19 protein-coding genes are annotated in these 21233 nt (G+C 57.2%); 14 read left to right on the top strand and 5 right to left on the bottom strand.

The features are described from left to right. The first annotated feature begins 2 nt into the window (after nt 1-2). The 5 genes from yceG (at nt 3) to ptsG (ending at nt 5197) form a co-directional block, all read left to right on the top strand. A complete protein-coding gene (yceG, locus tag CSK29544_RS17650; protein ID WP_007888924.1) occupies nt 3-1025 on the top strand; it encodes a cell division protein YceG in 1023 nt (340 codons plus the stop codon). Next, nucleotides 1015-1653, top strand: a complete 639-nt coding sequence (gene tmk / locus CSK29544_RS17645; RefSeq protein WP_007888922.1) for a dTMP kinase — start codon at nt 1015-1017, stop codon at nt 1651-1653. Before yceG ends, tmk begins: the two co-directional genes overlap by 11 nt. Then, nucleotides 1653-2660 carry a DNA polymerase III subunit delta' gene (gene holB / locus CSK29544_RS17640; RefSeq protein WP_007888921.1) on the top strand — a complete coding sequence of 336 codons (1008 nt, stop codon included), beginning with the start codon at nt 1653-1655 and terminating at the stop codon, nt 2658-2660. The genes tmk and holB overlap by 1 nt, the downstream gene beginning before the upstream one ends. A gap of 10 nt (nt 2661-2670) precedes the next feature. Continuing rightward, nucleotides 2671-3465, top strand: coding sequence for a metal-dependent hydrolase (locus CSK29544_RS17635; protein ID WP_007866811.1), 795 nt, complete (start codon nt 2671-2673; stop codon nt 3463-3465). Nucleotides 3466-3763: 298 nt separating this feature from the next. After that, nucleotides 3764-5197: a PTS glucose transporter subunit IIBC gene (ptsG, locus tag CSK29544_RS17630; RefSeq protein WP_004385186.1), complete on the top strand. Its 1434-nt coding sequence runs from the start codon at nt 3764-3766 to the stop codon at nt 5195-5197. Between the two features lie 177 nt (nt 5198-5374). Here ptsG and fhuE read toward each other — a convergent pair whose 3' ends face one another. Then, entirely contained in the window at nt 5375-7576 is a 2202-nt protein-coding gene (gene fhuE / locus CSK29544_RS17625; RefSeq protein WP_029039370.1) for a ferric-rhodotorulic acid/ferric-coprogen receptor FhuE, read from the bottom strand. A 346-nt stretch (nt 7577-7922) separates the two neighbouring features. Here fhuE and hinT point away from each other — a divergent pair, with 346 nt between their 5' ends. The 8 genes from hinT (at nt 7923) to CSK29544_RS17585 (ending at nt 14016) form a co-directional block, all read left to right on the top strand. Then, complete coding sequence (gene hinT / locus CSK29544_RS17620; protein WP_007888917.1) at nt 7923-8282, top strand: purine nucleoside phosphoramidase; 360 nt, start codon at nt 7923-7925, stop codon at nt 8280-8282. A 1-nt stretch (nt 8283) separates the two neighbouring features. Next, nucleotides 8284-8658, top strand: a complete 375-nt coding sequence (locus CSK29544_RS17615; protein ID WP_007866820.1) for a YcfL family putative periplasmic lipoprotein — start codon at nt 8284-8286, stop codon at nt 8656-8658. Between the two features lie 8 nt (nt 8659-8666). After that, entirely contained in the window at nt 8667-9332 is a 666-nt protein-coding gene (gene lpoB / locus CSK29544_RS17610) for a penicillin-binding protein activator LpoB (RefSeq protein ID WP_007888915.1), read from the top strand. After that, nucleotides 9310-10128: a thiamine kinase gene (thiK, locus tag CSK29544_RS17605; RefSeq protein WP_007888911.1), complete on the top strand. Its 819-nt coding sequence runs from the start codon at nt 9310-9312 to the stop codon at nt 10126-10128. Before lpoB ends, thiK begins: the two co-directional genes overlap by 23 nt. Before the next feature lie 17 nt (nt 10129-10145). Then, nucleotides 10146-11171: a beta-N-acetylhexosaminidase gene (gene nagZ / locus CSK29544_RS17600; RefSeq protein ID WP_007888910.1), complete on the top strand. Its 1026-nt coding sequence runs from the start codon at nt 10146-10148 to the stop codon at nt 11169-11171. Nucleotides 11172-11208: 37 nt separating this feature from the next. After that, complete coding sequence (gene ycfP, locus CSK29544_RS17595) at nt 11209-11751, top strand: alpha/beta hydrolase YcfP (protein ID WP_004385179.1); 543 nt, start codon at nt 11209-11211, stop codon at nt 11749-11751. Between the two features lie 236 nt (nt 11752-11987). Continuing rightward, nucleotides 11988-13292, top strand: a complete 1305-nt coding sequence (locus CSK29544_RS17590) for an NAD(P)/FAD-dependent oxidoreductase (RefSeq protein ID WP_007888909.1) — start codon at nt 11988-11990, stop codon at nt 13290-13292. 184 nt (nt 13293-13476) lie between these two features. Continuing rightward, nucleotides 13477-14016 (top strand): glycine zipper 2TM domain-containing protein, encoded by a 540-nt coding sequence (locus CSK29544_RS17585; protein ID WP_007866833.1) that lies wholly within the window; start codon nt 13477-13479, stop codon nt 14014-14016. 336 nt (nt 14017-14352) lie between these two features. On the opposite strand, the gene CSK29544_RS17580 is transcribed toward CSK29544_RS17585, so the two are convergent. Together CSK29544_RS17580 and CSK29544_RS17575 are read right to left on the bottom strand one after the other, a co-directional pair. Then, a protein-coding gene (locus tag CSK29544_RS17580; protein ID WP_095033700.1) for an IS1-like element IS1B family transposase occupies nt 14353-15050 on the bottom strand; the annotation gives its coding sequence in 2 pieces (ribosomal slippage) (nt 14353-14801 and nt 14801-15050; 699 coding nt in all). A gap of 386 nt (nt 15051-15436) precedes the next feature. Further along, nucleotides 15437-16066, bottom strand: coding sequence for a TetR/AcrR family transcriptional regulator (locus tag CSK29544_RS17575; protein WP_029039451.1), 630 nt, complete (start codon nt 16064-16066; stop codon nt 15437-15439). A 251-nt stretch (nt 16067-16317) separates the two neighbouring features. Here CSK29544_RS17575 and bhsA point away from each other — a divergent pair, with 251 nt between their 5' ends. Then, nucleotides 16318-16575: a multiple stress resistance protein BhsA gene (bhsA, locus tag CSK29544_RS17570; protein WP_007866836.1), complete on the top strand. Its 258-nt coding sequence runs from the start codon at nt 16318-16320 to the stop codon at nt 16573-16575. Nucleotides 16576-16629: 54 nt separating this feature from the next. On the opposite strand, the gene ldtC is transcribed toward bhsA, so the two are convergent. Beyond that, nucleotides 16630-17604 (bottom strand): L,D-transpeptidase LdtC, encoded by a 975-nt coding sequence (gene ldtC / locus CSK29544_RS17565; RefSeq protein ID WP_007898410.1) that lies wholly within the window; start codon nt 17602-17604, stop codon nt 16630-16632. A 135-nt stretch (nt 17605-17739) separates the two neighbouring features. Then, entirely contained in the window at nt 17740-21186 is a 3447-nt protein-coding gene (gene mfd, locus CSK29544_RS17560; protein WP_007898414.1) for a transcription-repair coupling factor, read from the bottom strand. Nucleotides 21187-21233: the final 47 nt, after the last annotated feature.

The following is a 21233-nucleotide window of genomic DNA, read 5'->3' as shown; positions in this document are numbered from 1 at the left end:
CCATGAAGAAAATGTTGCGCGTCGCGCTTCTGCTGGTTCTTGTGCTTGCCATCGCGGCCGGCGTCGGTTACTGGAAAGTGCGCCAGCTGGCGCAAAGCCCTCTGCCGATTACGGCAGAAACGATTTTCACGCTGAAGCCCGGCACCGGGCGTCTGGCGCTTGGTCAGCAGCTCTACGACGAAAAGCTCATCACGCGCCCGCGCGTGTTTCAATGGCTGTTGCGCCTGGAGCCGGAGCTTTCACATTTTAAAGCGGGCACTTATCGATTCACGCCACAAATGACCGTTCGTGACGCCCTGCGTTTGCTGGCGAGCGGCAAAGAGGCGCAGTTCCCGATCCGCTTCGTCGAAGGGATGAAGCTGAGCGACTGGCTGAAACAGCTGCGCGACGCGCCGCATATCAAACATACGCTTAAAGATGACGACTACGCGACGGTCGCGCAGGCGCTCAAGTTTGAGCATCCGGAGTGGGTGGAAGGCTGGTTCTGGCCAGATACCTGGCTCTATACGGCGAATACGTCTGACGTGACACTGCTGAAACGCGCTCACGACAAGATGGTAAAAGCGGTCGATAACGTCTGGAAAGAGCGTATGGACGGACTGCCGTATCAGGATCCGAACCAACTGGTGACGATGGCCTCGATTATTGAGAAAGAGACGGCGGTGGCTGCTGAACGCGATCGCGTCGCCTCTGTCTTTATCAACCGCCTGCGTATCGGCATGCGCCTGCAAACGGACCCAACGGTCATTTACGGCATGGGTAAGGATTACAACGGTAAGCTGTCGCGTAAAGATCTGGAAACGCCGACGCCGTATAATACCTACGTCATTAGCGGCTTGCCGCCAGGCCCTATTGCCATACCGGGCGAGGCGTCGCTGAAGGCGGCAGCGCATCCGGCGAAAACGCCGTATCTCTATTTCGTGGCGGACGGCAAGGGTGGCCACACGTTTACCACGAATCTCGCCAGCCATAATCGTGCGGTGCAGGATTATCTCAAGGCGCTTAAGGATAAAAATGAGCAGTAAATATATTGTTATTGAAGGCCTGGAGGGCGCGGGGAAAACCACAGCGCGCAATCTGGTGGTGGAGACGCTGAAATCGCTTGGCGTGACCGACATGACGTTTACCCGCGAGCCGGGCGGCACGGTGCTGGCGGAAAAACTACGCAGCCTGGTGCTGGATATTAAATCGGTCGGCGATGAAGTGATTACCGATAACGCGGAAGTGCTGCTGTTTTACGCGGCGCGCGTACAACTGGTGGAAACGGTCATTAAGCCTGCGCTTGCGCGTGGCGAATGGGTGATCGGCGATCGTCATGACCTCTCAACGCAGGCCTATCAGGGCGGCGGGCGCGGTATCGACCGACAGCTGCTGGCGACACTGCGTCAGGCGGTGCTCGGCGATTTCGCCCCCGATCTGACGCTTTATCTGGATGTCGATCCGCGCATCGGGCTTGAACGCGCGCGCGCGCGCGGTGAGCTCGATCGTATCGAACAGGAGTCGCTCGACTTCTTTAATCGCACTCGCGCCCGCTATCTTGAACTGGCCGCCGCCGATCCGCGCATCATCACGATTGACGCCTGCCAGCCGCTGGAGGCAGTCAGTCACGATATTCGTGCGACGGTGACGCGCTGGGTGCAGGAGCAGCAATAATGAAATGGTATCCGTGGCTGCGCCCCTCGTTTGAACATCTGGTCGGCAACTGGCAGGCCGGCAGGGGACACCATGCGGTATTGATCCACGCGCTGCCCGGCATGGGCGACGACGCGCTGATTTACGCGCTGAGCCGCTGGCGCATGTGTCAGCAGCCGCAGGGCCAGAAAAGCTGCGGCGAGTGCCGCGCCTGCCAGCTGATGCAGGCGGGCACGCACCCGGATTATTATCTGGCGGAGCCGGAGAAGGGCAAATCGACGCTCGGCATCGACGCTATCCGCGACATCAGCGAAAAGCTCTACGATCGCGCGCGGCTCGGCGGCGCCAAAGTGGTCTGGATCAAAGAGGCGGCGCAGCTGACCGAAGCGGCGGCGAATGCGCTTTTGAAAACGCTGGAAGAGCCGCCGGAAAACACCTGGTTTTTGCTGGGCTGCCGCGTGCCGGAGCAGCTGCCCGCAACGCTTCGCAGCCGCTGTTTTAGCTGGCATCTCGCACCGCCCGACACGCGCTACGCTGAGGCCTGGCTTGTGCGCGAGACGCAGGCGGAGCCGTCGCGTATCAACGCCGCGCTGCGTCTTACCGGCGGTGCGCCCGCCGCCGCGCTTGAGCTGCTCCAGCCGGAGCAATGGCAGCAGCGCGTGGCGCTTGGCGATAAAATGACAGCGGCGCTGACGAGCGGCGACTGGCTCTCTCTGTTGCCTGCACTTAATCATGAACAGGCACCATTTCGTCTGCACTGGCTGGCCGCGTTTCTGATGGACGCGCTGAAGTGGCGACACGGAGCGCAGAGCGCGCTGGTCAATACCGATTACCCGGTGCTGGTGTCGCAACTGGCGCAACGGTTTTCACCTGCCGTCATTCAGGCGATGCTCGATTCTCTGTTCCGCTGTCGCGACAGGCTGCTCAATGTCGCAGCCGTCAATCGCGAACTGCTGCTCACCGAACTGTTACTCACCTGGGAGCGCTATATGCGCCCTGACGCGGTGCTTCCTTCTTATCACCTCTGAGAGAGACGTTATGTTTTTAGTCGACTCACACTGCCATCTTGATGGCCTGGATTATCAGTCTCTGCATAAAGATGTGGATGACGTGCTGGCGAAAGCCGCCGCACGCGACGTGAAATATTTGCTGGCAGTCGCCACGACGCTGCCGGGCTATAAAACGATGCGCGAGCTTATCGGCGAGCGTGACAATGTGGCTTACTCCTGCGGCGTGCATCCGCTCAATCAGGACGAAGCGTACGATGTGGAGGAGCTTCGTCGTCTGGCCGCCGATCCGCGCGTGGTTGCGATGGGCGAAACGGGCCTTGATTACTACTACACGCCGGAAACTAAAGCCCGCCAGCAGGAATCCTTCCGCCATCACATTCGCATCGGCCGCGAGCTGAACAAGCCCGTTATCGTTCATACGCGCGATGCCCGCGAAGATACGCTCGCTATCCTGCGCGAAGAAAAAGTGACGGACTGTTCAGGCGTACTACACTGTTTTACGGAAGACAAAGAGACGGCGGGTAAACTTCTGGATCTGGGTTTTTACATCTCCTTTTCCGGCATTGTGACCTTCCGCAATGCGGAGCAGATCCGCGAGGCCGCGCGCTATGTTCCGCTCGACCGGATACTGGTGGAAACCGACTCGCCGTACCTGGCGCCGGTTCCGCATCGCGGTAAAGAGAATCAGCCAGCGATGGTGCGCGATGTGGCGGAATATATGGCGGTACTTAAGGGCGTGAGCCTGGAAACGCTTGCTGAAACCACTACCCGCAACTTCTCCACGCTGTTTCATATCGACCTCGCCACGCTGCAATCTGCCTGAAAATCTGAGTTATTTTAAAGCTCGTAATTAATGGACAAAGCGAGTAAAGTTCACCGCCGAAATTCGGGCGGTGAACGGCGTTTTATAAACATCCTGAAACACTTAATGTAAAGAATCGCAAGTTTTTGCCCAGGGCTTGTTTGAAACGTGATAGCCGTCAAACAAAGATCGCGTGATTTATTTTACTCTGCGTAATAAATAAAGGGCGCTCAGATGCCCTGTTTATGGCCCGTTTCTCCCCCGGGCTGATGCGTGAAACGCGTAAAAAAAGCACAAATACTCAGGAGCACTCTCAATTATGTTTAAGAATGCATTTGCTAACCTGCAGAAGGTGGGTAAATCGCTGATGCTGCCAGTCTCCGTACTGCCTATCGCAGGTATCCTGCTGGGCGTCGGTTCTGCAAACTTCAGCTGGCTGCCAGCCGTGGTTTCCCACGTTATGGCGGAAGCGGGCGGATCGGTTTTCGCCAACATGCCGCTTATTTTCGCTATCGGTGTTGCGCTGGGCTTCACCAATAACGACGGCGTTTCTGCGCTGGCCGCTGTGGTGGCTTACGGCATCATGGTGAAAACCATGGCAGTCGTTGCACCACTGGTTCTGCATCTCCCACCGGACGAAATCGCGGCGAAACACCTGGCAGATACCGGTGTGCTTGGCGGGATCATCTCGGGTGCGATTGCAGCCTATATGTTCAACCGTTTCTACCGCATTAAGCTTCCTGAGTATCTGGGCTTCTTCGCCGGTAAACGCTTCGTGCCGATCATCTCTGGTCTGGCGGCGATCTTCACCGGCGTTATCCTGTCCTTCATTTGGCCGCCGATTGGTTCCGCTATCCAGACGTTCTCTCAGTGGGCGGCTTACCAGAACCCGGTTGTCGCGTTTGGTATCTACGGCTTCATCGAACGCTGCCTGGTGCCGTTTGGTCTGCACCATATCTGGAACGTACCTTTCCAGATGCAGATCGGCGAATTCACCAACGCGGCAGGTCAGGTGTTCCACGGCGATATCCCGCGCTACATGGCGGGTGACCCGACCGCGGGCAAACTCTCTGGCGGCTTCCTGTTCAAAATGTACGGTCTGCCGGCTGCTGCCATCGCTATCTGGCATTCGGCTAAACCGGAAAACCGCGCCAAAGTGGGCGGTATCATGATCTCCGCGGCGCTGACCTCGTTCCTGACCGGTATCACCGAGCCGATCGAGTTCTCCTTCATGTTCGTGGCGCCGATCCTGTACGTTATCCACGCGATTCTGGCAGGTCTGGCTTTCCCGATCTGTATCCTTCTGGGTATGCGTGACGGTACGTCCTTCTCCCACGGCCTGATCGACTTCATCGTTCTGTCCGGTAACAGCAGCAAACTGTGGCTGTTCCCGATTGTGGGCGCGGGCTACGCGGTGGTTTACTACACCATCTTCCGTGTGCTTATCAAAGCGCTGGATCTGAAAACCCCGGGCCGTGAAGACGCGACCGAAGACGCCAAAGCCGCTGGCACCAGCGAAATGGCACCGGCTCTGGTGGCCGCGTTTGGTGGTAAAGAGAACATCACTAACCTCGACGCCTGTATCACTCGTCTGCGCGTAAGCGTGGCTGACGTGGCGAAAGTGGATCAGGCTGGCCTGAAGAAACTGGGTGCTGCGGGCGTGGTTGTCGCAGGCTCCGGCGTTCAGGCGATTTTCGGGACTAAATCCGATAACCTGAAAACCGAAATGGATGAGTACATCCGTAACAGCTAATCCTGGCTGACGGGGAGATAAAAAGAGGGAGGCGTAAGCCTCCCTTTTTTACGTCTGTCATAAGGGTAAAGATGAGAGCGCACAGGGATAGCATCGATAAACCTGGATCGCGGCAGACGTTAATCAGGGAATAAAAAAGGGAGCCATCAGGCTCCCTTTTGTTCGTAGTAATAAATGTCAGAAGCTGTAGCTCGCCGTCACGGAGAAGTTGCGCGGCGCGCCGTAGACGCCATACGTGCCCAGATAATCGTAATACACTTTATCGAAGACGTTGTTCAGGTTCGCCTGTACCGCAAGATTTTTGGTCGCCTGGTAGCGCGTGAACAGATCCACCACGGTATAGCCGTTCTGGGAAATGCGCGTGTCGCCATTCGGCCCTGCGATATCCTGCCAGGTTTTGGTCTGCCAGCGCGCGCCGCCGCCCACGGTCAATGCGGGCAGCGTCGGCAACTGATAACGGGTAAACAATTTCATGGTGGTGCGCGGCTGGTCCGGGTTGACGGCCACGCCATCGCCCGCTTCGGCCACATAGCGGCTCGCACCGAAGGTCAGCTGCCAGTTATCGGTCAGCGCGCCGTTCAGCTCAAGCTCAACCCCTTTACTGACGGTGCCATCAACGGATTTATACGCCGTCTGCCCGCCGGAGCCAGGGATGATCACACCGGTGTTCAACGCCACGTTATCCTGCTCGATGCGGAACACCGCGAGCGAGGCCGTCAGACGGGTGTTAAACCAGTCGGCTTTGAGCCCGGCTTCATAGGCTTTACCGGTGGTCGGATCGAGGAACTCGCTGTTTACATCACGCTGACCGCTCGGCTGGAAGATAGAGGTATAGCTGGCATACGCCGACCAGGTATCGTCGATATCGTAAATCAGGCCCGCGTAAGGCGTCACGTCATCCGCTTTGCTGCGACGAATTTCATCCGGCTTGCGCTCCAGATTGTATTTTGCGTTCCACTCGGTGTAGCGCGCGCCCAGAATCAGATGCAGCGGATCGGCAAGCGAGAGGCGCGTGGCGGCGTAAATGGATTTCTGACGAATCACGTCGCGCTGGTAAAGCGCAAAGCTGGACCACGTCGGGTTCGCCACCGTGTTGCCGTCATAATCGTGAATATTTCCGACATCCATCAGGCCGGAATTATCATTCACCGGATATGAATTGTCATAGTTGTTGCGCTGGCGGCTGTAGCTGCCGCCAAACATCATTTCATGCTGACGTCCCGCCAGCTCGTAGCCGCCGCGCACGAAGGCGTCGACCGAATCCTGCTTACGCTCGCCCACGTTCCAGCCGCCCCACGCGCCCTGCCAGAGCGCGGCATTGTAGCGACCGGTGGTTTTATCCGGGAAACCGTCGATATACATCATGCGGTTGTCGAAATTGGTTTCGGCGTGCATCGCGTTCACTTTCGCCTCCCAGCCGTTATTAAAGCGCTGCGTCAGGTTGGCGAAAATTTTGGTGGAATCGAGATCGGAGTAGGCCCAGTCGGCGGCGGTATTAAAACCGCGGCGGAAATGCGTCCGGCTGCCGTCGCTGTAAAGCGAAGGGAATCCGCCCCAGGTCGGGCTGTCTTCTTCGCTTTTCTGATAGTCATAGCCGAGTGACAGCAGCGTTGACTCGGTGATGTCGGCATCCACGACGCCATAAATGAATTTTTTGCGGTAATGGTTACGCTCAACGAAGCTTTCGTTATCCTGATAACCGGCGACCACGCGCCCGCGAACTTTACCGGACTCCACCAGCGGCGACTGCACATCCATCACGTAGCGTTGTTTGTCCCAGCTGCCATAAGTGGCAGAGACGTTGCCTTTAAACGTCTGGCTGTCAGCGTGTTTACGCACCATATTCACATACGCCGACGGGTTGCCGGTGCCGCTCATAAGCCCGGCCGCGCCGCGCACGATCTCGATTTTATCGTATATCGCCGTGTCGCCCGCGGTGTCGCCAAAGTTCCAGCGGTTATCAAGAAACGTCGGCATATCTTCATAGGCGAAATTGCTGATGTAAAAACCGCGTGCGAAAAAGTTGGTCCGGCTGGTATCGATGCGCGAGGCGGTCACGCCCGTGGTGTTTTCCAGCACATCTTCAATAGTCGTTAACTGCTGATCCTGCATGCGCTGCTGGCTAATGACGCTGACCGACTGCGGAATATCACGCGGCACCAGGAGCATTTTGGTGCCGGACGTGGTGGTTTTGACGCTGTAATCCTGTGATTCGTCAGGCGTGCCGCTGTCGGCGGCGGCATCGACCACTATCGTGTCGCTGGCGGCAGGCGCTGCGTAAGCCGCGGGCGCTGCCAGCGCGCTGGCGATACTGAGCGCGAGCAAAGAGGGAAGGGAAGACGCCGGAACGGCGCCCTGACGGAGTGCATGCTTAGCCATGTGTTGCCCTTAGAATAAGAAAATGATGCTGTGCATCAGGCTGTTGTCATACGACGCTCTCCCCAGGCTTCCCGTCCTGATGGAAAATGTTCGCAGACTAAAACAACGTTCCGCTGTCAATAAGAATGAGAAATATAATCATTTGTCTTTGCGCTGTAAACAAATGTAAGAGGCGTTACAAACTCATGCGTAAGCAGGGCGGAATAACTGTCAGGCGCAGCGGCATCAGGAGTCGCGTGTAGCGCGCTATAAATATCCGCTTTATAAAGAAAAACCGGGGCAAAGGTTGAAAGGATGCGATTATCTCGCTCATACTCTTAACGTTTATCCAAGAAGGAAAAAAACCATGGCCGAAGAAACCATTTTCAGCAAAATTATTTGTCGCGAGATCCCCGCCGACATCGTCTATCAGGATGAGCTTGTCACCGCGTTTCGCGATATTTCTCCCCAGACCCCGACCCATATTTTAATCGTCCCGAATGTGCTGGTGCCGACGGTCAATGACGTCACGGCGGAACACGAACAGGCGCTGGGGCGTCTTTTTACTGTCGCGGCGAAAATCGCACAGCAGGAAGGCATCGCCGAAGATGGCTATCGCCTTATCATGAACTGCAATCGTCATGGCGGGCAGGAGGTCTACCACATCCATATGCATCTGGTCGGCGGCCGTGCGCTGGGGCCAATGCTTGCGCATAAAGGCCTCTGAGATGGCACGCGTACGCACAGGCTGGTTGCTGGCCGCTCTGCTGATGGCGGGGTGCCGTTCCACGCCGACCATTCCCGTCGGCGATGAGCAGGCCATTGTCATGGAATCCAGCGTGCTGGCAGCGGGCATCACCGCTGAAAAACCAGACTTTTCTTTGCAAAACGGCAAGCCTGTCGCCGCTGCGACCATTTACAATAACAAAGACGCGCCCGTTACCGTGCACTACCGCTTTTACTGGTATGACGCCCGTGGGCTGGAAGGACAGCCGCTGGAAGTCCCGCAGACAGTCGTTATCCCGGCCCAGGGACGCGTAACGGTGACCAGTCAGACTGATTATCTGGCGGCACGGAAAGCCCGTCTTTATCTCTATCTCTGAAGGGGGAAATGTTGAACAGAATGTATCGCTATGCGCTGCTGGCGACCGTCGCCCTGGCGCTGTCGGGCTGTATTTTACCCGGCGAGCAAAAACCGGCACCGGTCGAAGAAGCGCAGCCAGGCACGCAGCAACCCACGCAGCCGGTGCCGCAGCCGACGCAGCCGGTACCGACCGTGCCGTCCGTGCCGTCGATTCCGGCGCAGCCTGGCCCGATTGAACATCAGCCTGAAAACGCGACGCCTGAGCCAAAAGCGCGTACCTATGACTGGAACAGCGCGATGGCACCGATGGTCGGCAAAATGTTGCAGGCTGACGGGGTGAACGCAGGCAGCGTGCTGCTGGTCGATAGCGTAAACAACCGCACCAACGGTTCGCTGCAAACCGGCCCGGCCACCGAAGCCCTGCGCGGCGCGCTGGCGAATAACGGTAAATTCACGCTGGTCTCCGCACAGCAGCTCTCCATGGCGAAACAGCAACTGGGGCTTTCGCCGCAGGACAGCCTGGGTTCACGCAGCAAAGCCATCGGTATCGCCCGCAACGTGGGCGCGCAGTATGTGCTGTATGCCAACGCCAGCGGTAATGTGAATGCGCCTACGCTGCAAATGCAGCTGATGCTGGTACAGACCGGCGAAATTATCTGGTCAGGTAAAGGTGCCGTTCAGCAAACCCAATAATCTGAACCTGGAAGGGTTCTTAGCGCAGAGTTTCCCGGCGGCTTCGGCCGCCGGTGTCGTTTGCGCGCTACCCGGTCTCAGCGACGGTGCCTGGCAGGTGGTTGTTGATGATGAAACGCTGGTGGCGCGCCGGGATCTACGCCAAAGCCGTGCCCGTAGCCCGCGTCAGTACCGCGCGCTGAAACGGCTGCCGGCAACGCTCGCGCCGCGTCCGCGCTGTTGCGTTAACGGCTGGCTGGCGGTCACGTTTTTACCCGGTGAGATCCGGGATGTGCTGCCGCCGGTGCCGCAACTGGGTGCGCTGCTATATTATCTGCACCAGCAGCCGCGTTTTGGCTGGCGCATCGAGCTGCTGCCGCTGCTGCTGCGCGACTGGCAGCAAAGCGCGCCGTCGCGCCGCACGCGCTTCTGGCTGCGACTGTTGCACCGGTTACGTCGCACGGGCGAGCCCCGTCCGCTGCGCCTCGCGCCGCTGCATATGGACGTGCATCCCGGCAATCTGGTCTGGCAGTCAAACAGACTCATGCTTATTGACTGGGAATACGCCGGTGACGGCGACGTGGCGCTGGAGCTCGCGTGCGTCTGGCTCAATGACGAGACGCGTCAGGCGCTGATTACCGATTATGCGCATCGCGCGGCTATCAACGAGACGCAACTGCGCCGTCAGGTGGCGCGCTGGATGCCGTGGAGCGGGTTGCTGATGGCGGGCTGGTACGAGCGCCGCTATCAGGAAACCGGCGATCGTACATTTATCACACTTGCAGACGAGGCCTGGCGCCAGCTGCAAACGCGTTAACACGAAGGGAGAAAAACATGGGTCCGGTCATGCTGGATGTGGAAGGCTTTGAGCTTGATGCCGAAGAGCGTGAAATCCTCGCGCATCCGCTGGTGGGAGGGCTTATCCTCTTTACCCGCAACTATCACGATCCAGAGCAGTTGCGTGAGCTGGTACGCCAGATCCGCGCGAGCGCCCGCAATCATCTGGTGATTGCCGTAGACCAGGAGGGCGGACGCGTACAGCGTTTCCGCGAGGGCTTTACCCGTCTGCCAGCGGCACAAAGTTTCGCCGCGCTTCTGGGAATGGACGCCGGCGGCAAACTGGCGGAAGAAGCTGGCTGGCTGATGGCGTGTGAAATGATCGCGATGGATATCGATATCAGCTTTGCGCCGGTGCTGGATGTCGGGCATCTCAGCGCCGCGATTGGCGAGCGTTCCTTCCACGAAGAGCCTGAAAACGTGCTGGCAATGGCGAAGCGTTTCATTACCGGCATGCAGAGCGCGGGAATGAAAGCGACGGGCAAACACTTCCCCGGCCACGGTGCCGTCAGCGCCGATTCCCATAAAGAGACGCCGCGCGACCCGCGTCCGGCCGCAGAAATTCGCCGCCACGATATGCTGCCGTTTCGCGAGCTAATTAGTTACAACATGCTTGATGCGGTAATGCCGGCGCACGTCGTCTATAGCGACGTCGATCCGCTGCCGGCGAGCGGTTCGCCTTACTGGCTTAAACAGGTGCTGCGCAAGGAGCTCGGTTTTGACGGCGTGATTTTCTCAGACGATCTGTCGATGGAAGGCGCGGCAATCCTCGGAAGCTATGCGGAGCGCGGCCAGGCGGCGCTGGATGCCGGTTGCGATATGATCCTTGTCTGTAATAATCGTAAGGGTGCCGTAAGCGTTCTTGATAACCTGTCACCGATCAAAGCAGAGCGTGTTACACGTTTGTATCATAAAGGTGTAATTACGCGTCAGGAACTGATGGCGTCGGCGCGCTGGAAGCAGGTAAGCGGGGAGCTTACCGCGCTGCATGAGCGCTGGCAGACGCACAAGGCGGGGCAATAACGCTGCCCTGAAGCTGCTACGCTGGGATGAGAATGCGATGATAATCTACTTACACGGTTTCGATTCAAACAGTCCGGGTAACCATGAGAAAGTGCTGCAACTGCAGTTTATCGATCCGGATGTGCGGCTTATCAGCTACAGCACGCGTCACCCGAAACATGACATGCAGCATCTGCTGCGTGAAGTGGACAAAATGCTGCAACTGAATGTCGATGACCGCCCGCTCATCTGCGGTGTGGGGCTCGGCGGATTCTGGGCTGAGCGCATCGGCTTTTTGTGCGACATCCGGCAGGTGATTTTCAACCCGAACCTGTTTCCGTATGAAAACATGGAAGGGAAAATCGACCGGCCGGAGGAGTATCTCGATATCGCTACCAAATGCGTTGAGAACTTCCGTGAGAAAAACCGCGATCGCTGCCTTGTGATTCTCTCGCGCGAGGATGAAGCGCTCGACAGCCAGCGCTCCGCCGAGCTGCTGCATCAGTATTATGAAATCGTCTGGGATGAAGAGCAGACGCACAAGTTCAAAAATATCTCGCCGCACCTTCAGCGCATTAAGGCATTCAAAGCGCTGGGGTAATCCCGCCGTCGTGCCAACATTTTGCATCACCGAACAAACGGGTCAGTCAAACGCTGGCCCGTTTTTGTTTAACTTTAATGCATAAAAATTGATGCACATCAAATTTGGTATGACCAATGCACCGTTCATGTTATGCTCATATCTGTTGTGAGCCGGGTTGCTAAACTATTGTTAATTAAAAGCTATTTTTAATAACTTTGAATTAACAATTAGTTAAACACTTTAAGGGGGTCACGTTGACTACGCCATTAAGAAAGATCGTTATCGTGGGCGGCGGCGCCGGCGGACTGGAGCTCGCAACGCAGCTCGGTCACAAACTGGGCCGTGGCAAAAAAGCGAAAGTCACGCTGGTGGATCGCAACCATAGTCACCTGTGGAAGCCGCTGCTGCATGAAGTGGCAACCGGTTCGCTGGATGAAGGCGTCGACGCGCTGAGCTATCTGGCGCACGCGCGCAACCACGGTTTCCAGTTCCAGCTCGGTTCGGTGGTGGATATCAACCGCGAAGCCAAAACCATTACGCTTGCTGAACTGCGTGATGAAAAAGGCGAGCTGCTGGTGGCCGAGCGTAAAGTGCCGTATGACACGCTGGTCATGGCGCTCGGCAGTACTTCCAACGACTTCAACACGCCGGGCGTGAAAGATCACTGCATCTTCCTCGACAACCCGCATCAGGCGCGCCGTTTCCATCAGGAAATGCTCAACCTGTTCCTGAAATATTCCGCTAACCTGAACGCTAACGGCAAAGTCAACATCGCGATTGTCGGTGGCGGCGCGACGGGCGTTGAGCTTTCCGCTGAGCTGCATAACGCGGTGAAACAGCTGCACAGCTACGGTTACAAAGGGCTGACCAACGAAGCGCTGAACGTGACGCTGGTGGAAGCGGGCGAACGTATTCTGCCTGCGCTGCCGCCGCGCATCTCCAGTGCGGCGCATAATGAGCTGACCAAACTCGGCGTGCGCGTGCTCACCAATACCATGGTGACCAGCGCGCAGGAAGATGGGCTTAACACCAAAGACGGCGAATTTATTCAGGCTGACCTGATGGTCTGGGCGGCGGGCATCAAAGCGCCGGATTTCATGAAAGAGATTGGCGGCCTGGAAACCAACCGTATCAATCAGCTGGTAGTCGAGCAGACGCTGCAAACCACGCGCGACCCGGATATCTTCGCCATTGGCGATTGCGCCTCCTGCCCGCGCCCGGAAGGCGGTTTCGTCCCGCCGCGCGCCCAGGCCGCGCACCAGATGGCTTCCTGCGCGCTGGATAACATCCTGGCGCAGATCAAAGGCAAGCCGCTTAAGCCGTATGTCTACAAAGACAAAGGCTCGCTGGTGTCACTGTCGAAATTCTCGACCGTCGGCAGCCTGATGGGTAACCTGATGCGTGGCTCGATGATGATCGAAGGGCGCATCGCGCGCTTTGTCTACATCTCGCTGTACCGCATGCACCAGATTGCGCTGCACGGTTACTTTAAAACCGGGCTGATGATGCTGGTAGGCAGCATTAACCGCGTGATCCGACCGCGCCTCAAGCTGCACTAAGTTCAGCCTCCGCCTCTGTCATACAGGGGCGGATGTCATTTTGTTTCCGTCATATTTCCCCTCAGACAACTCTCAATCCGCTGATCCACCCCACGTTATCCTGTTTTTTGAGTCGTTTTCCGATATCCACTCTGTGGCCTTAATTGCAAAATTGTTACTAATTGCACAGCCGGGAGGAATTCCTGTGAATAAATCAATGTTAGCGGGTATTGGTATCGGGGTAGCAGCTGCGCTGGGCGTAGCGGCGGTGGCCAGTCTGAATGTTTTCAGCACTTCGCCAAAATATGCCCAGGTGGTTTCTGCCACCCCTATCAAAGAGACGGTGAAAACGCCGCGTCAGGAGTGCCGTAACGTCACTGTCACGCATCGCCGTCCGGTTCAGGATGAAAATCGCCTGACCGGCTCGGTACTGGGTGCGGTCGCAGGCGGCGTTATCGGCCATCAGTTTGGCGGCGGACGCGGCAGAGACGTCGCGACGGTCGTGGGGGCGCTCGGCGGTGGTTATGCGGGTAACCAGATCCAGGGCCACTTGCAGGAAGGCGATACCTACACCACAACGCAGCAGCGCTGCAAAACGGTGTATGACAAATCAGAGAAAATGCTGGGTTACGATGTGACATACCGCATCGGGGAAGAGCAGGGCAAAATCCGTATGGATAACGACCCGGGTAGCCGTATCCCGCTGGACAGCAACGGACAGCTGGTTCTGAATCAGAAAACCTGAAAATAAAATAGCTTCACATCATTATTGCCCCTCTTGCACTCAGGCGGAGGGGTTTTTTTTTTGCTTTTTTGCAGGTGAGTAACAACCAGAAAATCTGACAGGAAAACGCTCATGCCTGACAAAATGCAGGCATGAGCGTCGGAAAACCATTACATAGCATTGTGTTGTCTGAATAAGATAAAACCAGTGATCAGCACTGAGAGAAACGCAAAAAGAATAGAACCACCGCAGAACAACCAAAGGCCAAATAACAATGTTATTACTATTAACACCTTAAATAATGGTAATAGCAAAGCCATGTTCATCTTCCTTCTGTAGGTGGGTAATGACTCCAACTTATTGATAGTGTTTTATGTTCAGATAATGCCCGATGACTTTGTCATGCAGCTCCACCGATTTTGAGAACGACAGCGACTTCCGTCCCAGCCGTGCCAGGTGCTGCCTCAGATTCAGGTTATGCCGCTCAATTCGCTGCGTATATCGCTTGCTGATTACGTGCAGCTTTCCCTTCAGGCGGGATTCATACAGCGGCCAGCCATCCGTCATCCATATCACCACGTCAAAGGGTGACAGCAGGCTCATAAGACGCCCCAGCGTCGCCATAGTGCGTTCACCGAATACGTGCGCAACAACCGTCTTCCGGAGCCTGTCATACGCGTAAAACAGCCAGCGCTGGCGCGATTTAGCCCCGACGTATCCCCACTGTTCGTCCATTTCCGCGCAGACGATGACGTCACTGCCCGGCTGTATGCGCGAGGTTACCGACTGCGGCCTGAGTTTTTTAAATGGCGGAAAATCGTGTTGAGGCCAACGCCCATAATGCGGGCGGTTGCCCGGCATCCAACGCCATTCATGGCCATATCAATGATTTTCTGGTGCGTACCGGGTTGAGAAGCGGTGTAAGTGAACTGCAGTTGCCATGTTTTACGGCAGTGAGAGCAGAGATAGCGCTGATGTCCGGCGGTGCTTTTGCCGTTACGCACCACCCCGTCAGTAGCTGAACAGGAGGGACAGCTGATAGAAACAGAAGCCACTGGAGCACCTCAAAAACACCATCATACACTAAATCAGTAAGTTGGCAGCATCACCCTGTAGGTGTATAGCCAAAAAGCGTCTCGTGTCGTCCATCTGTGAAACTCGATACACCACGGATACTGTGTGGAAAAACGTCCTCGTCCCTGCACGGCCCCGTCTTCATGACGTAAATCGCTCCTGTTCTAATAATTGGTGGTGCTAATTAATTAGCACACGAATAATCATTTCTTTAACGGTAAAAGAGTAGCTATTCTGGAGGATATATTTGCCAGTTTTTACCTATTAATGATCGTCAGAAAAAGAGATCCAGAAGAAATATGGTATTCATTGCGGTTATATGTGAAGGGTGAGCGGCGGGTACCGCTCACGAAGGGAGAGAATTGCTTTACAGCAGATGCGGCCACAACCGCATAGTCATATTCACGATCTCAATTAATTCTTCCTGCGTCGCGCCTTCACGGGCACTGACGGACATGCCGTGGACCAGGCAACTGATAAAGCGCACCAGCGCAGGCAAATTGCAGTTTTCCGGGATTTCCTTTTGCGCCTGACGTTCACTGAAGAACCGCAGCAAAATGGCCTCACGTTGCGTATTACGCGCTTTCAGCGTGGCGGCGATCTCCTCTGACGAGGCGGCCAGCGCAGCGGAGGTGGTGACCATAAAACAGCCAGCGGGCGTCTCTTTGCTGGCGAAGCAGCGTGCCACCGCGCACAGATAATCGTGCAGCGCTTCGTCGACGCGTTTTTCGGCGTGAAAAAGCAGGTTTTCCTGCTGCTGTGCGAAACGCGCGATATAGCGGTCGAGCACAGCCCGGAACAAGCCCTCTTTATTGGTGAACTCCGCATACAGCGTGGGTGCCTTGGCGCCAGTCGCTTCGACCAGGTGCGCAAGTGACGTCGCTTCGTATCCGTGTTGCCAGAATAGTGCCATGGCCTTATCAAGCGCCGCTTCCCTGTCGAACACTTTTGGTCGGCCACGGCTTTTTTTAGCGCCACTGTGGGCTTCTGTAGTCATAGTGCCGTTTAACCTCTTTATGTAAACCTGCCCTCAAAATACCCCTTTTTGCCCCCGCAGTACCAGCAAAACCGCGCTGCAGGTGCGCCACAGGGGACGTGACAGGCGTTTAAGTAATTAAAATAACGATCATTAAAAATTATATTGACACGTGATGCAGATCACAACTATCATTTATCTATCGATCGTTAATTAAATAAATATTAACGACCACGTAACTAAATCCGCATTACAAACGAAAGGGTACCCACATGAAAACCGTTAAAGCACTGTTCGCCGCCGCTGTACTGAGTTCGTTGTCGTTTGCAAGCGTCGCTGCCGTTGAGGTGCAGTCCACCCCGGCAGGCCAACAAAAAGCGGGCACCATCTCTGCGACCGCAGGGACTAACCTGTCTTCGCTGGAAGCCGAGCTTGCGCAGAAAGCTGACGATATGGGCGCAAAATCGTTCCGTATCACCTCTGTTAACGGCCCGAATAATCTGCACGGCACCGCCGTCATCTATAAATAAGCCGTCAAGATCACCTGTTAAAAGGCCCTGTCTCCGGACAGGGCCTTTTTTGTTTCAGATGGCGTCGCTGGCAGGCGCTGGCGGGTGAGCAGTGACGTTAACCGGTATGCCGGAGCGCAATCGCAGCGCCTGTTCCATCACCTCTCGGTCGGTTTGCTCTGCGGCTTCAAAAGTTTTGAGCGTCGCGTTGAGAGTAATCGGCAGCGTTTTCGGGTCATCCTCGATGCGCTTTGAGAGCGGCTGATGGACTTCAACAAACCGACGCCCGTCCGGCTCGACAGACGCTTTCACCGGCGCGTTGATGATATTGACGCGCGTACCGACCGGCACTGCGCTGAACAGGTGTTTGATGTCGTCATCGCGCAGACGGATACAGCCCGAGCTGACGCGCATACCGATACCGAAATCCGCATTCGTGCCGTGCAGCAGATAGACGCCGCCGTAAGCTGCAAGGCGTATGGCGTGGTGGCCCATCGGGTTGTCCGGCCCGGCAGGCATCACGGCCGGTAAATCGATCCCTTGTGCTTTATAACGTGCGCGTATATTGGCCGTCGGCGTCCAGGTCGGGTTGGCGCGCTTTTGCGATACCGTGGTCTGCATGGTTGGCGTGAGCGTGTCGCCGTCAAGCTGGCCGATGCCAATCGGGTAGACGGTCACTGTGTTCTCGCCCGGCGCAAAATAGTAGAGCCGCAGCTCGGCAAGATTGATCAGAATGCCTTCGCGCGGGGCATCCGGCAGCAGCATCTGGCGCGGAATGGTCAGCACGCTACCCGCGCGCGGCACATACGGATCAACGCCTGGATTTGCCTGCAACAGCGCCAGAAACCCGACGTTATAGCGTTTGGCGATCGCCTCCAGCGAGCCGCCGTCGTCCGCCACCGTGTGGTAGAGGGTTTCGCCAATCAACCGGCTGCCTGGTGCGGGGAGAGGGTAAGTATTCGCCAGCGCCTGGCTTGCGCCAAACGTCATGCCAGCGACAAGCGCCAGCCATGACAGCCAGCGAGAAAAACGCGCATGTTCTCTTTTCATTTACAGATCCCAAAGGCGGAGAAGTTTTTGTAATACATAGATAAAGAGAGAAGTATGGCGGGGCTTCGTCCAGGGAAACCCTGGACGATTGCAAAGGATTGTAAAGTTACGCCCCCGTGCGGGGGCATGAAGGATTTAAGGCAGCGAGTGTTCGGCGAGTTGGGCCATAAACTGACGCACCCATTCCATTCGGGTTTTCCGCTCTTCCAGCTCGCGGAAGAATTTCAGGCGCGTCGGCCCGTCGAGGCGGTAATGCTGTGGCTCTTTTTGCAGCAGGCCGATAAGCCAGCCCGGATCGACATGATTTTTCTCGGCAAACTCAATGGTGCCGCCTTTCTCGTTAGCCTCAATTTTACGCACGCCAAGCTTCTGCGCCTGCTGGCGCAGGGCCGCGATATCCAGCAGATTGCGCGCCGGGTCCGGCAGCAGGCCAAAGCGGTCGATAAGCTCCACTTTGATCTCTTCAAGCTCCTGCTCTTTTTTGGCGCTGGCGATGCGCTTATAGAACGACAGGCGCGTGTTCACATCCGGGATAAACGCCTCCGGCAGTAGCGATGGCATCCGCAGTTCCACTTCCGTCTGCTGACTGGTGAGATCTTCAAGCGACGGCTCGCGCCCGGCTTTCAGCGCGTCAACCGCGTTTTCCAGAAGCTCCATATAGAGTGAGAAGCCGATGGTTTCCATCTGACCGCTCTGATCTTCGCCCAGCAGCTCGCCCGCGCCGCGAATCTCCAGATCGTGCGTCGCGAGCGCAAAGCCCGCGCCGAGATCTTCCAGCGACGCGATCGCCTCAAGACGCTTCTGCGCGTCGGTGGTCATCGCCTTCGGCGGCGGCGTCAGCAGCCACGCATACGCCTGATGATGCGAACGCCCGACGCGGCCACGCAGCTGGTGCAGCTGGGCGAGACCAAAATGATCGGCGCGCTCGATGATAATGGTATTGGCGGTCGGAATATCGATACCGGTTTCGATGATCGTAGTGCACACCAGCACGTTAAAGCGCTGATGATGGAAATCGTTCATCACCCGCTCAAGCTCGCGCTCGCGCATCTGGCCGTGACCGATGGCGATGCGCGCCTCCGGCACCAGATTCGCCAGCCGCTCGGCGGCCTTCTGGATATTCTCGACATCATTGTAGAGGTAATAGACCTGACCGCCGCGCAGCACTTCACGCAGGATGGCCTCGCGCACGACCAGATTGTCATACTCGCGCACGAAGGTTTTCACCGCCAGACGACGCGCGGGCGGCGTGGCGATAATCGACAGGTCACGCATGCCGCTCATCGCCATGTTCAGCGTGCGCGGAATAGGCGTCGCGGTGAGCGTCAGAATATCCACATCGGCGCGCATCGCTTTAATACGCTCTTTGTGACGCACCCCGAAGCGGTGTTCTTCATCGACGATCAAAAGACCGAGATCTTTCATTTTGACGTCGCTCTGCAACAGTTTATGGGTGCCGATAAGAATATCGACTTTGCCTTCAGCGGCCTGCTCCAGCACCTGCGCCTGCTCTTTGGCGCTGCGAAAGCGCGACAGCAGTTCAATGCGCACCGGCCAGTTGGCGAAGCGATCGCGGAAGTTGTCGTAATGCTGCTGCGCCAGAAGGGTGGTCGGCACCAGCACCGCCACCTGCTTATTATTCTCGACCGCCAGGAACGCCGCGCGCATCGCCACTTCGGTTTTGCCAAAGCCCACGTCGCCACACACCAGACGATCCATCGCCAGCGGCTGACACATATCGCTCAGCACCGCGTTAATCGCCTGCGCCTGATCGGGCGTAGTCTCAAACGGGAACCCCTCGCAGAAGAGCTGATACTGCTCTTTGTCATGCTTAAAGGCGAAACCGGATTTCGCGGCGCGCTGGGCGTAGATATCCAGCAGCTCCGCCGCCACGTCGCGCACTTTTTCCGCCGCTTTCTGGCGCGCTTTCGACCACGCGTCGCCGCCAAGCTTATGCAACGGCGCGTTCTCTTCGGCTCCGCCCGCGTAGCGGCTGATGAGATGCAGCGATGACACCGGCACATAGAGCTTCGCGTCGTTGGCATAGGTGAGCATCAGGTATTCCGCCGTGATGCCGCCTGCCTCAAGCGTCGTCAGCCCGGCGTAGCGGCCCACGCCATGCTCCAGATGCACCACCGGCTGGCCGGGGCGCAACTCCGCCAGGTTGCGGATGAGCGTATCCGGGTTAATGGTGCGGCGGCTCTCCTGGCGACGGCGCGTGACGCGCTCGCCCAGCAGATCGCTTTCGCAGATAAACGCGCGCTGGCGCAGGGTGTCGATAAACCCGCGCTCGGACGCGCCGATGCTCAGGTAGCGCTCGCCCGCCTGCGCCTCTTCAAGCCGCAGAATGCGCTTCGGCATGACTTTAATGCGCGAAAGGAGTTCCGAGAGCGCCTCGCGGCGGCCCTCGCTTTCCACCGAGAAAATCACCGGGCCGGTGAAGGACTCCAGAAAACGGCGCAGGCTGTCGAGCGGCGATTTCTGCTGCGCCTGCACCGCGATATCCGGCAGCGGCTGATACCCCAGATTGGTATTGGCGGCTTTGTCGGCCAGCGCCTCGGTTTTCAGCTGCACGCGCGGCCAGGCTTTTAATTGCGCATGAAGTTCATCGGTGCGCAGCCAGAGCTCTTCTGGCGGCAGCAGCGGGCGCATCGGGTCGACGCCGCGGTTCTCAAAGCGCGCCACGGCATCGGCCCAGAAGCGGTCGGCGCTCGCTTCCAGATCGCCCGTGCTCACCACCAGCGTATTTTTCGGGAAATAGCTGAACAGCGGCGGCAGCGGCTCGCTAAAGAACAGCGGCTGCCAGTATTCAATACCCGCGGGCAGGGTGCCTTTGCTCACCTGCTGGTAGATATGCTCCGGGTCACGCTTGACCTCGAAACGGTCACGCCACTGGCTGCGGAACAGCTCAATGGCCGCTTTGTCGGTCGGGAATTCGTGCGCGGGCAGCAGGTTTATCGCCTCAACCTCTTCCAGCGTGCGCTGGGTATCGACGTCAAACAGCCGCAGGCTGTCGATTTCGTCGTCGAAAAAGTCGATGCGGTAGGGCTGCTCGCTACCCATAGGGTAGAGATCGAGCAGCGCGCCGCGGGTGGCGTATTCGCCATGCGCCATCACCTGATCCACATGGCGATAGCCCGCCTGGTCCAGCTGCGCGCGCAGGGTGTCGCGCCAGAGCTGCTGGCCTTTTTGCATCACCAGCGCGTGACCGTGCAGGAAGCTGTGCGGACAGACGCGCTGCATCAGCGTATTCACCGGCAGGATAAGCACGCCGCGCTGCATGCCAGGCAGCTGATAGAGCGTCGACAGGCGCGAGGAGATAATCTCCTGATGCGGCGAGAAGCTGTCATACGGCAGCGTCTCCCAGTCAGCCAGGTTCATCACCAGGCTTTCGGTAAATTGTTGAATTTCATCGTGCAGACGCAGGGCGGTTTGCATATCCGGCGCGATAAGCACCAGCGGGCCGGCATGGCGTTCCGCCATTTCCGCCACCTCAACGGCGCAGGCCGCGCCGGTCAGTTCACCCAGTTGACGCTGATCGCCCGCTTTGACGGGCAGAGAGTAACGATATTGTTCAGGCATAGAAGGCGAAGCGTGCTCCGGTTGTGCCGCTTGTCCGGGATAAAAAC

Origin of the sequence: Cronobacter sakazakii (assembly GCF_000982825.1) — a bacterium.
Lineage (GTDB): Bacteria > Pseudomonadota > Gammaproteobacteria > Enterobacterales > Enterobacteriaceae > Cronobacter > Cronobacter sakazakii.
This window is presented reverse-complemented; position numbering and strand designations above follow the sequence as displayed.

Excerpts from the sequence above, each read along its gene's own strand:
- fhuE (WP_029039370.1), bottom strand. The coding sequence starts at position 7,576 with ATGGCTAAGCATGCACTCCGTCAGGGCGCCGTTCCGGCGTCTTCCCTT.
- holB (WP_007888921.1), top strand. The coding sequence starts at position 1,653 with ATGAAATGGTATCCGTGGCTGCGCCCCTCGTTTGAACATCTGGTCGGC.
- lpoB (WP_007888915.1), top strand. The coding sequence starts at position 8,667 with ATGTTGAACAGAATGTATCGCTATGCGCTGCTGGCGACCGTCGCCCTG.
- tmk (WP_007888922.1), top strand. The coding sequence starts at position 1,015 with ATGAGCAGTAAATATATTGTTATTGAAGGCCTGGAGGGCGCGGGGAAA.
- yceG (WP_007888924.1), top strand. The coding sequence starts at position 3 with ATGAAGAAAATGTTGCGCGTCGCGCTTCTGCTGGTTCTTGTGCTTGCC.
- bhsA (WP_007866836.1), top strand. The coding sequence starts at position 16,318 with ATGAAAACCGTTAAAGCACTGTTCGCCGCCGCTGTACTGAGTTCGTTG.
- CSK29544_RS17575 (WP_029039451.1), bottom strand. The coding sequence starts at position 16,066 with ATGACTACAGAAGCCCACAGTGGCGCTAAAAAAAGCCGTGGCCGACCA.
- ycfP (WP_004385179.1), top strand. The coding sequence starts at position 11,209 with ATGATAATCTACTTACACGGTTTCGATTCAAACAGTCCGGGTAACCAT.
- ptsG (WP_004385186.1), top strand. The coding sequence starts at position 3,764 with ATGTTTAAGAATGCATTTGCTAACCTGCAGAAGGTGGGTAAATCGCTG.
- ldtC (WP_007898410.1), bottom strand. The coding sequence starts at position 17,604 with ATGAAAAGAGAACATGCGCGTTTTTCTCGCTGGCTGTCATGGCTGGCG.
- nagZ (WP_007888910.1), top strand. The coding sequence starts at position 10,146 with ATGGGTCCGGTCATGCTGGATGTGGAAGGCTTTGAGCTTGATGCCGAA.
- CSK29544_RS17615 (WP_007866820.1), top strand. The coding sequence starts at position 8,284 with ATGGCACGCGTACGCACAGGCTGGTTGCTGGCCGCTCTGCTGATGGCG.
- hinT (WP_007888917.1), top strand. The coding sequence starts at position 7,923 with ATGGCCGAAGAAACCATTTTCAGCAAAATTATTTGTCGCGAGATCCCC.
- mfd (WP_007898414.1), bottom strand. The coding sequence starts at position 21,186 with ATGCCTGAACAATATCGTTACTCTCTGCCCGTCAAAGCGGGCGATCAG.
- CSK29544_RS17635 (WP_007866811.1), top strand. The coding sequence starts at position 2,671 with ATGTTTTTAGTCGACTCACACTGCCATCTTGATGGCCTGGATTATCAG.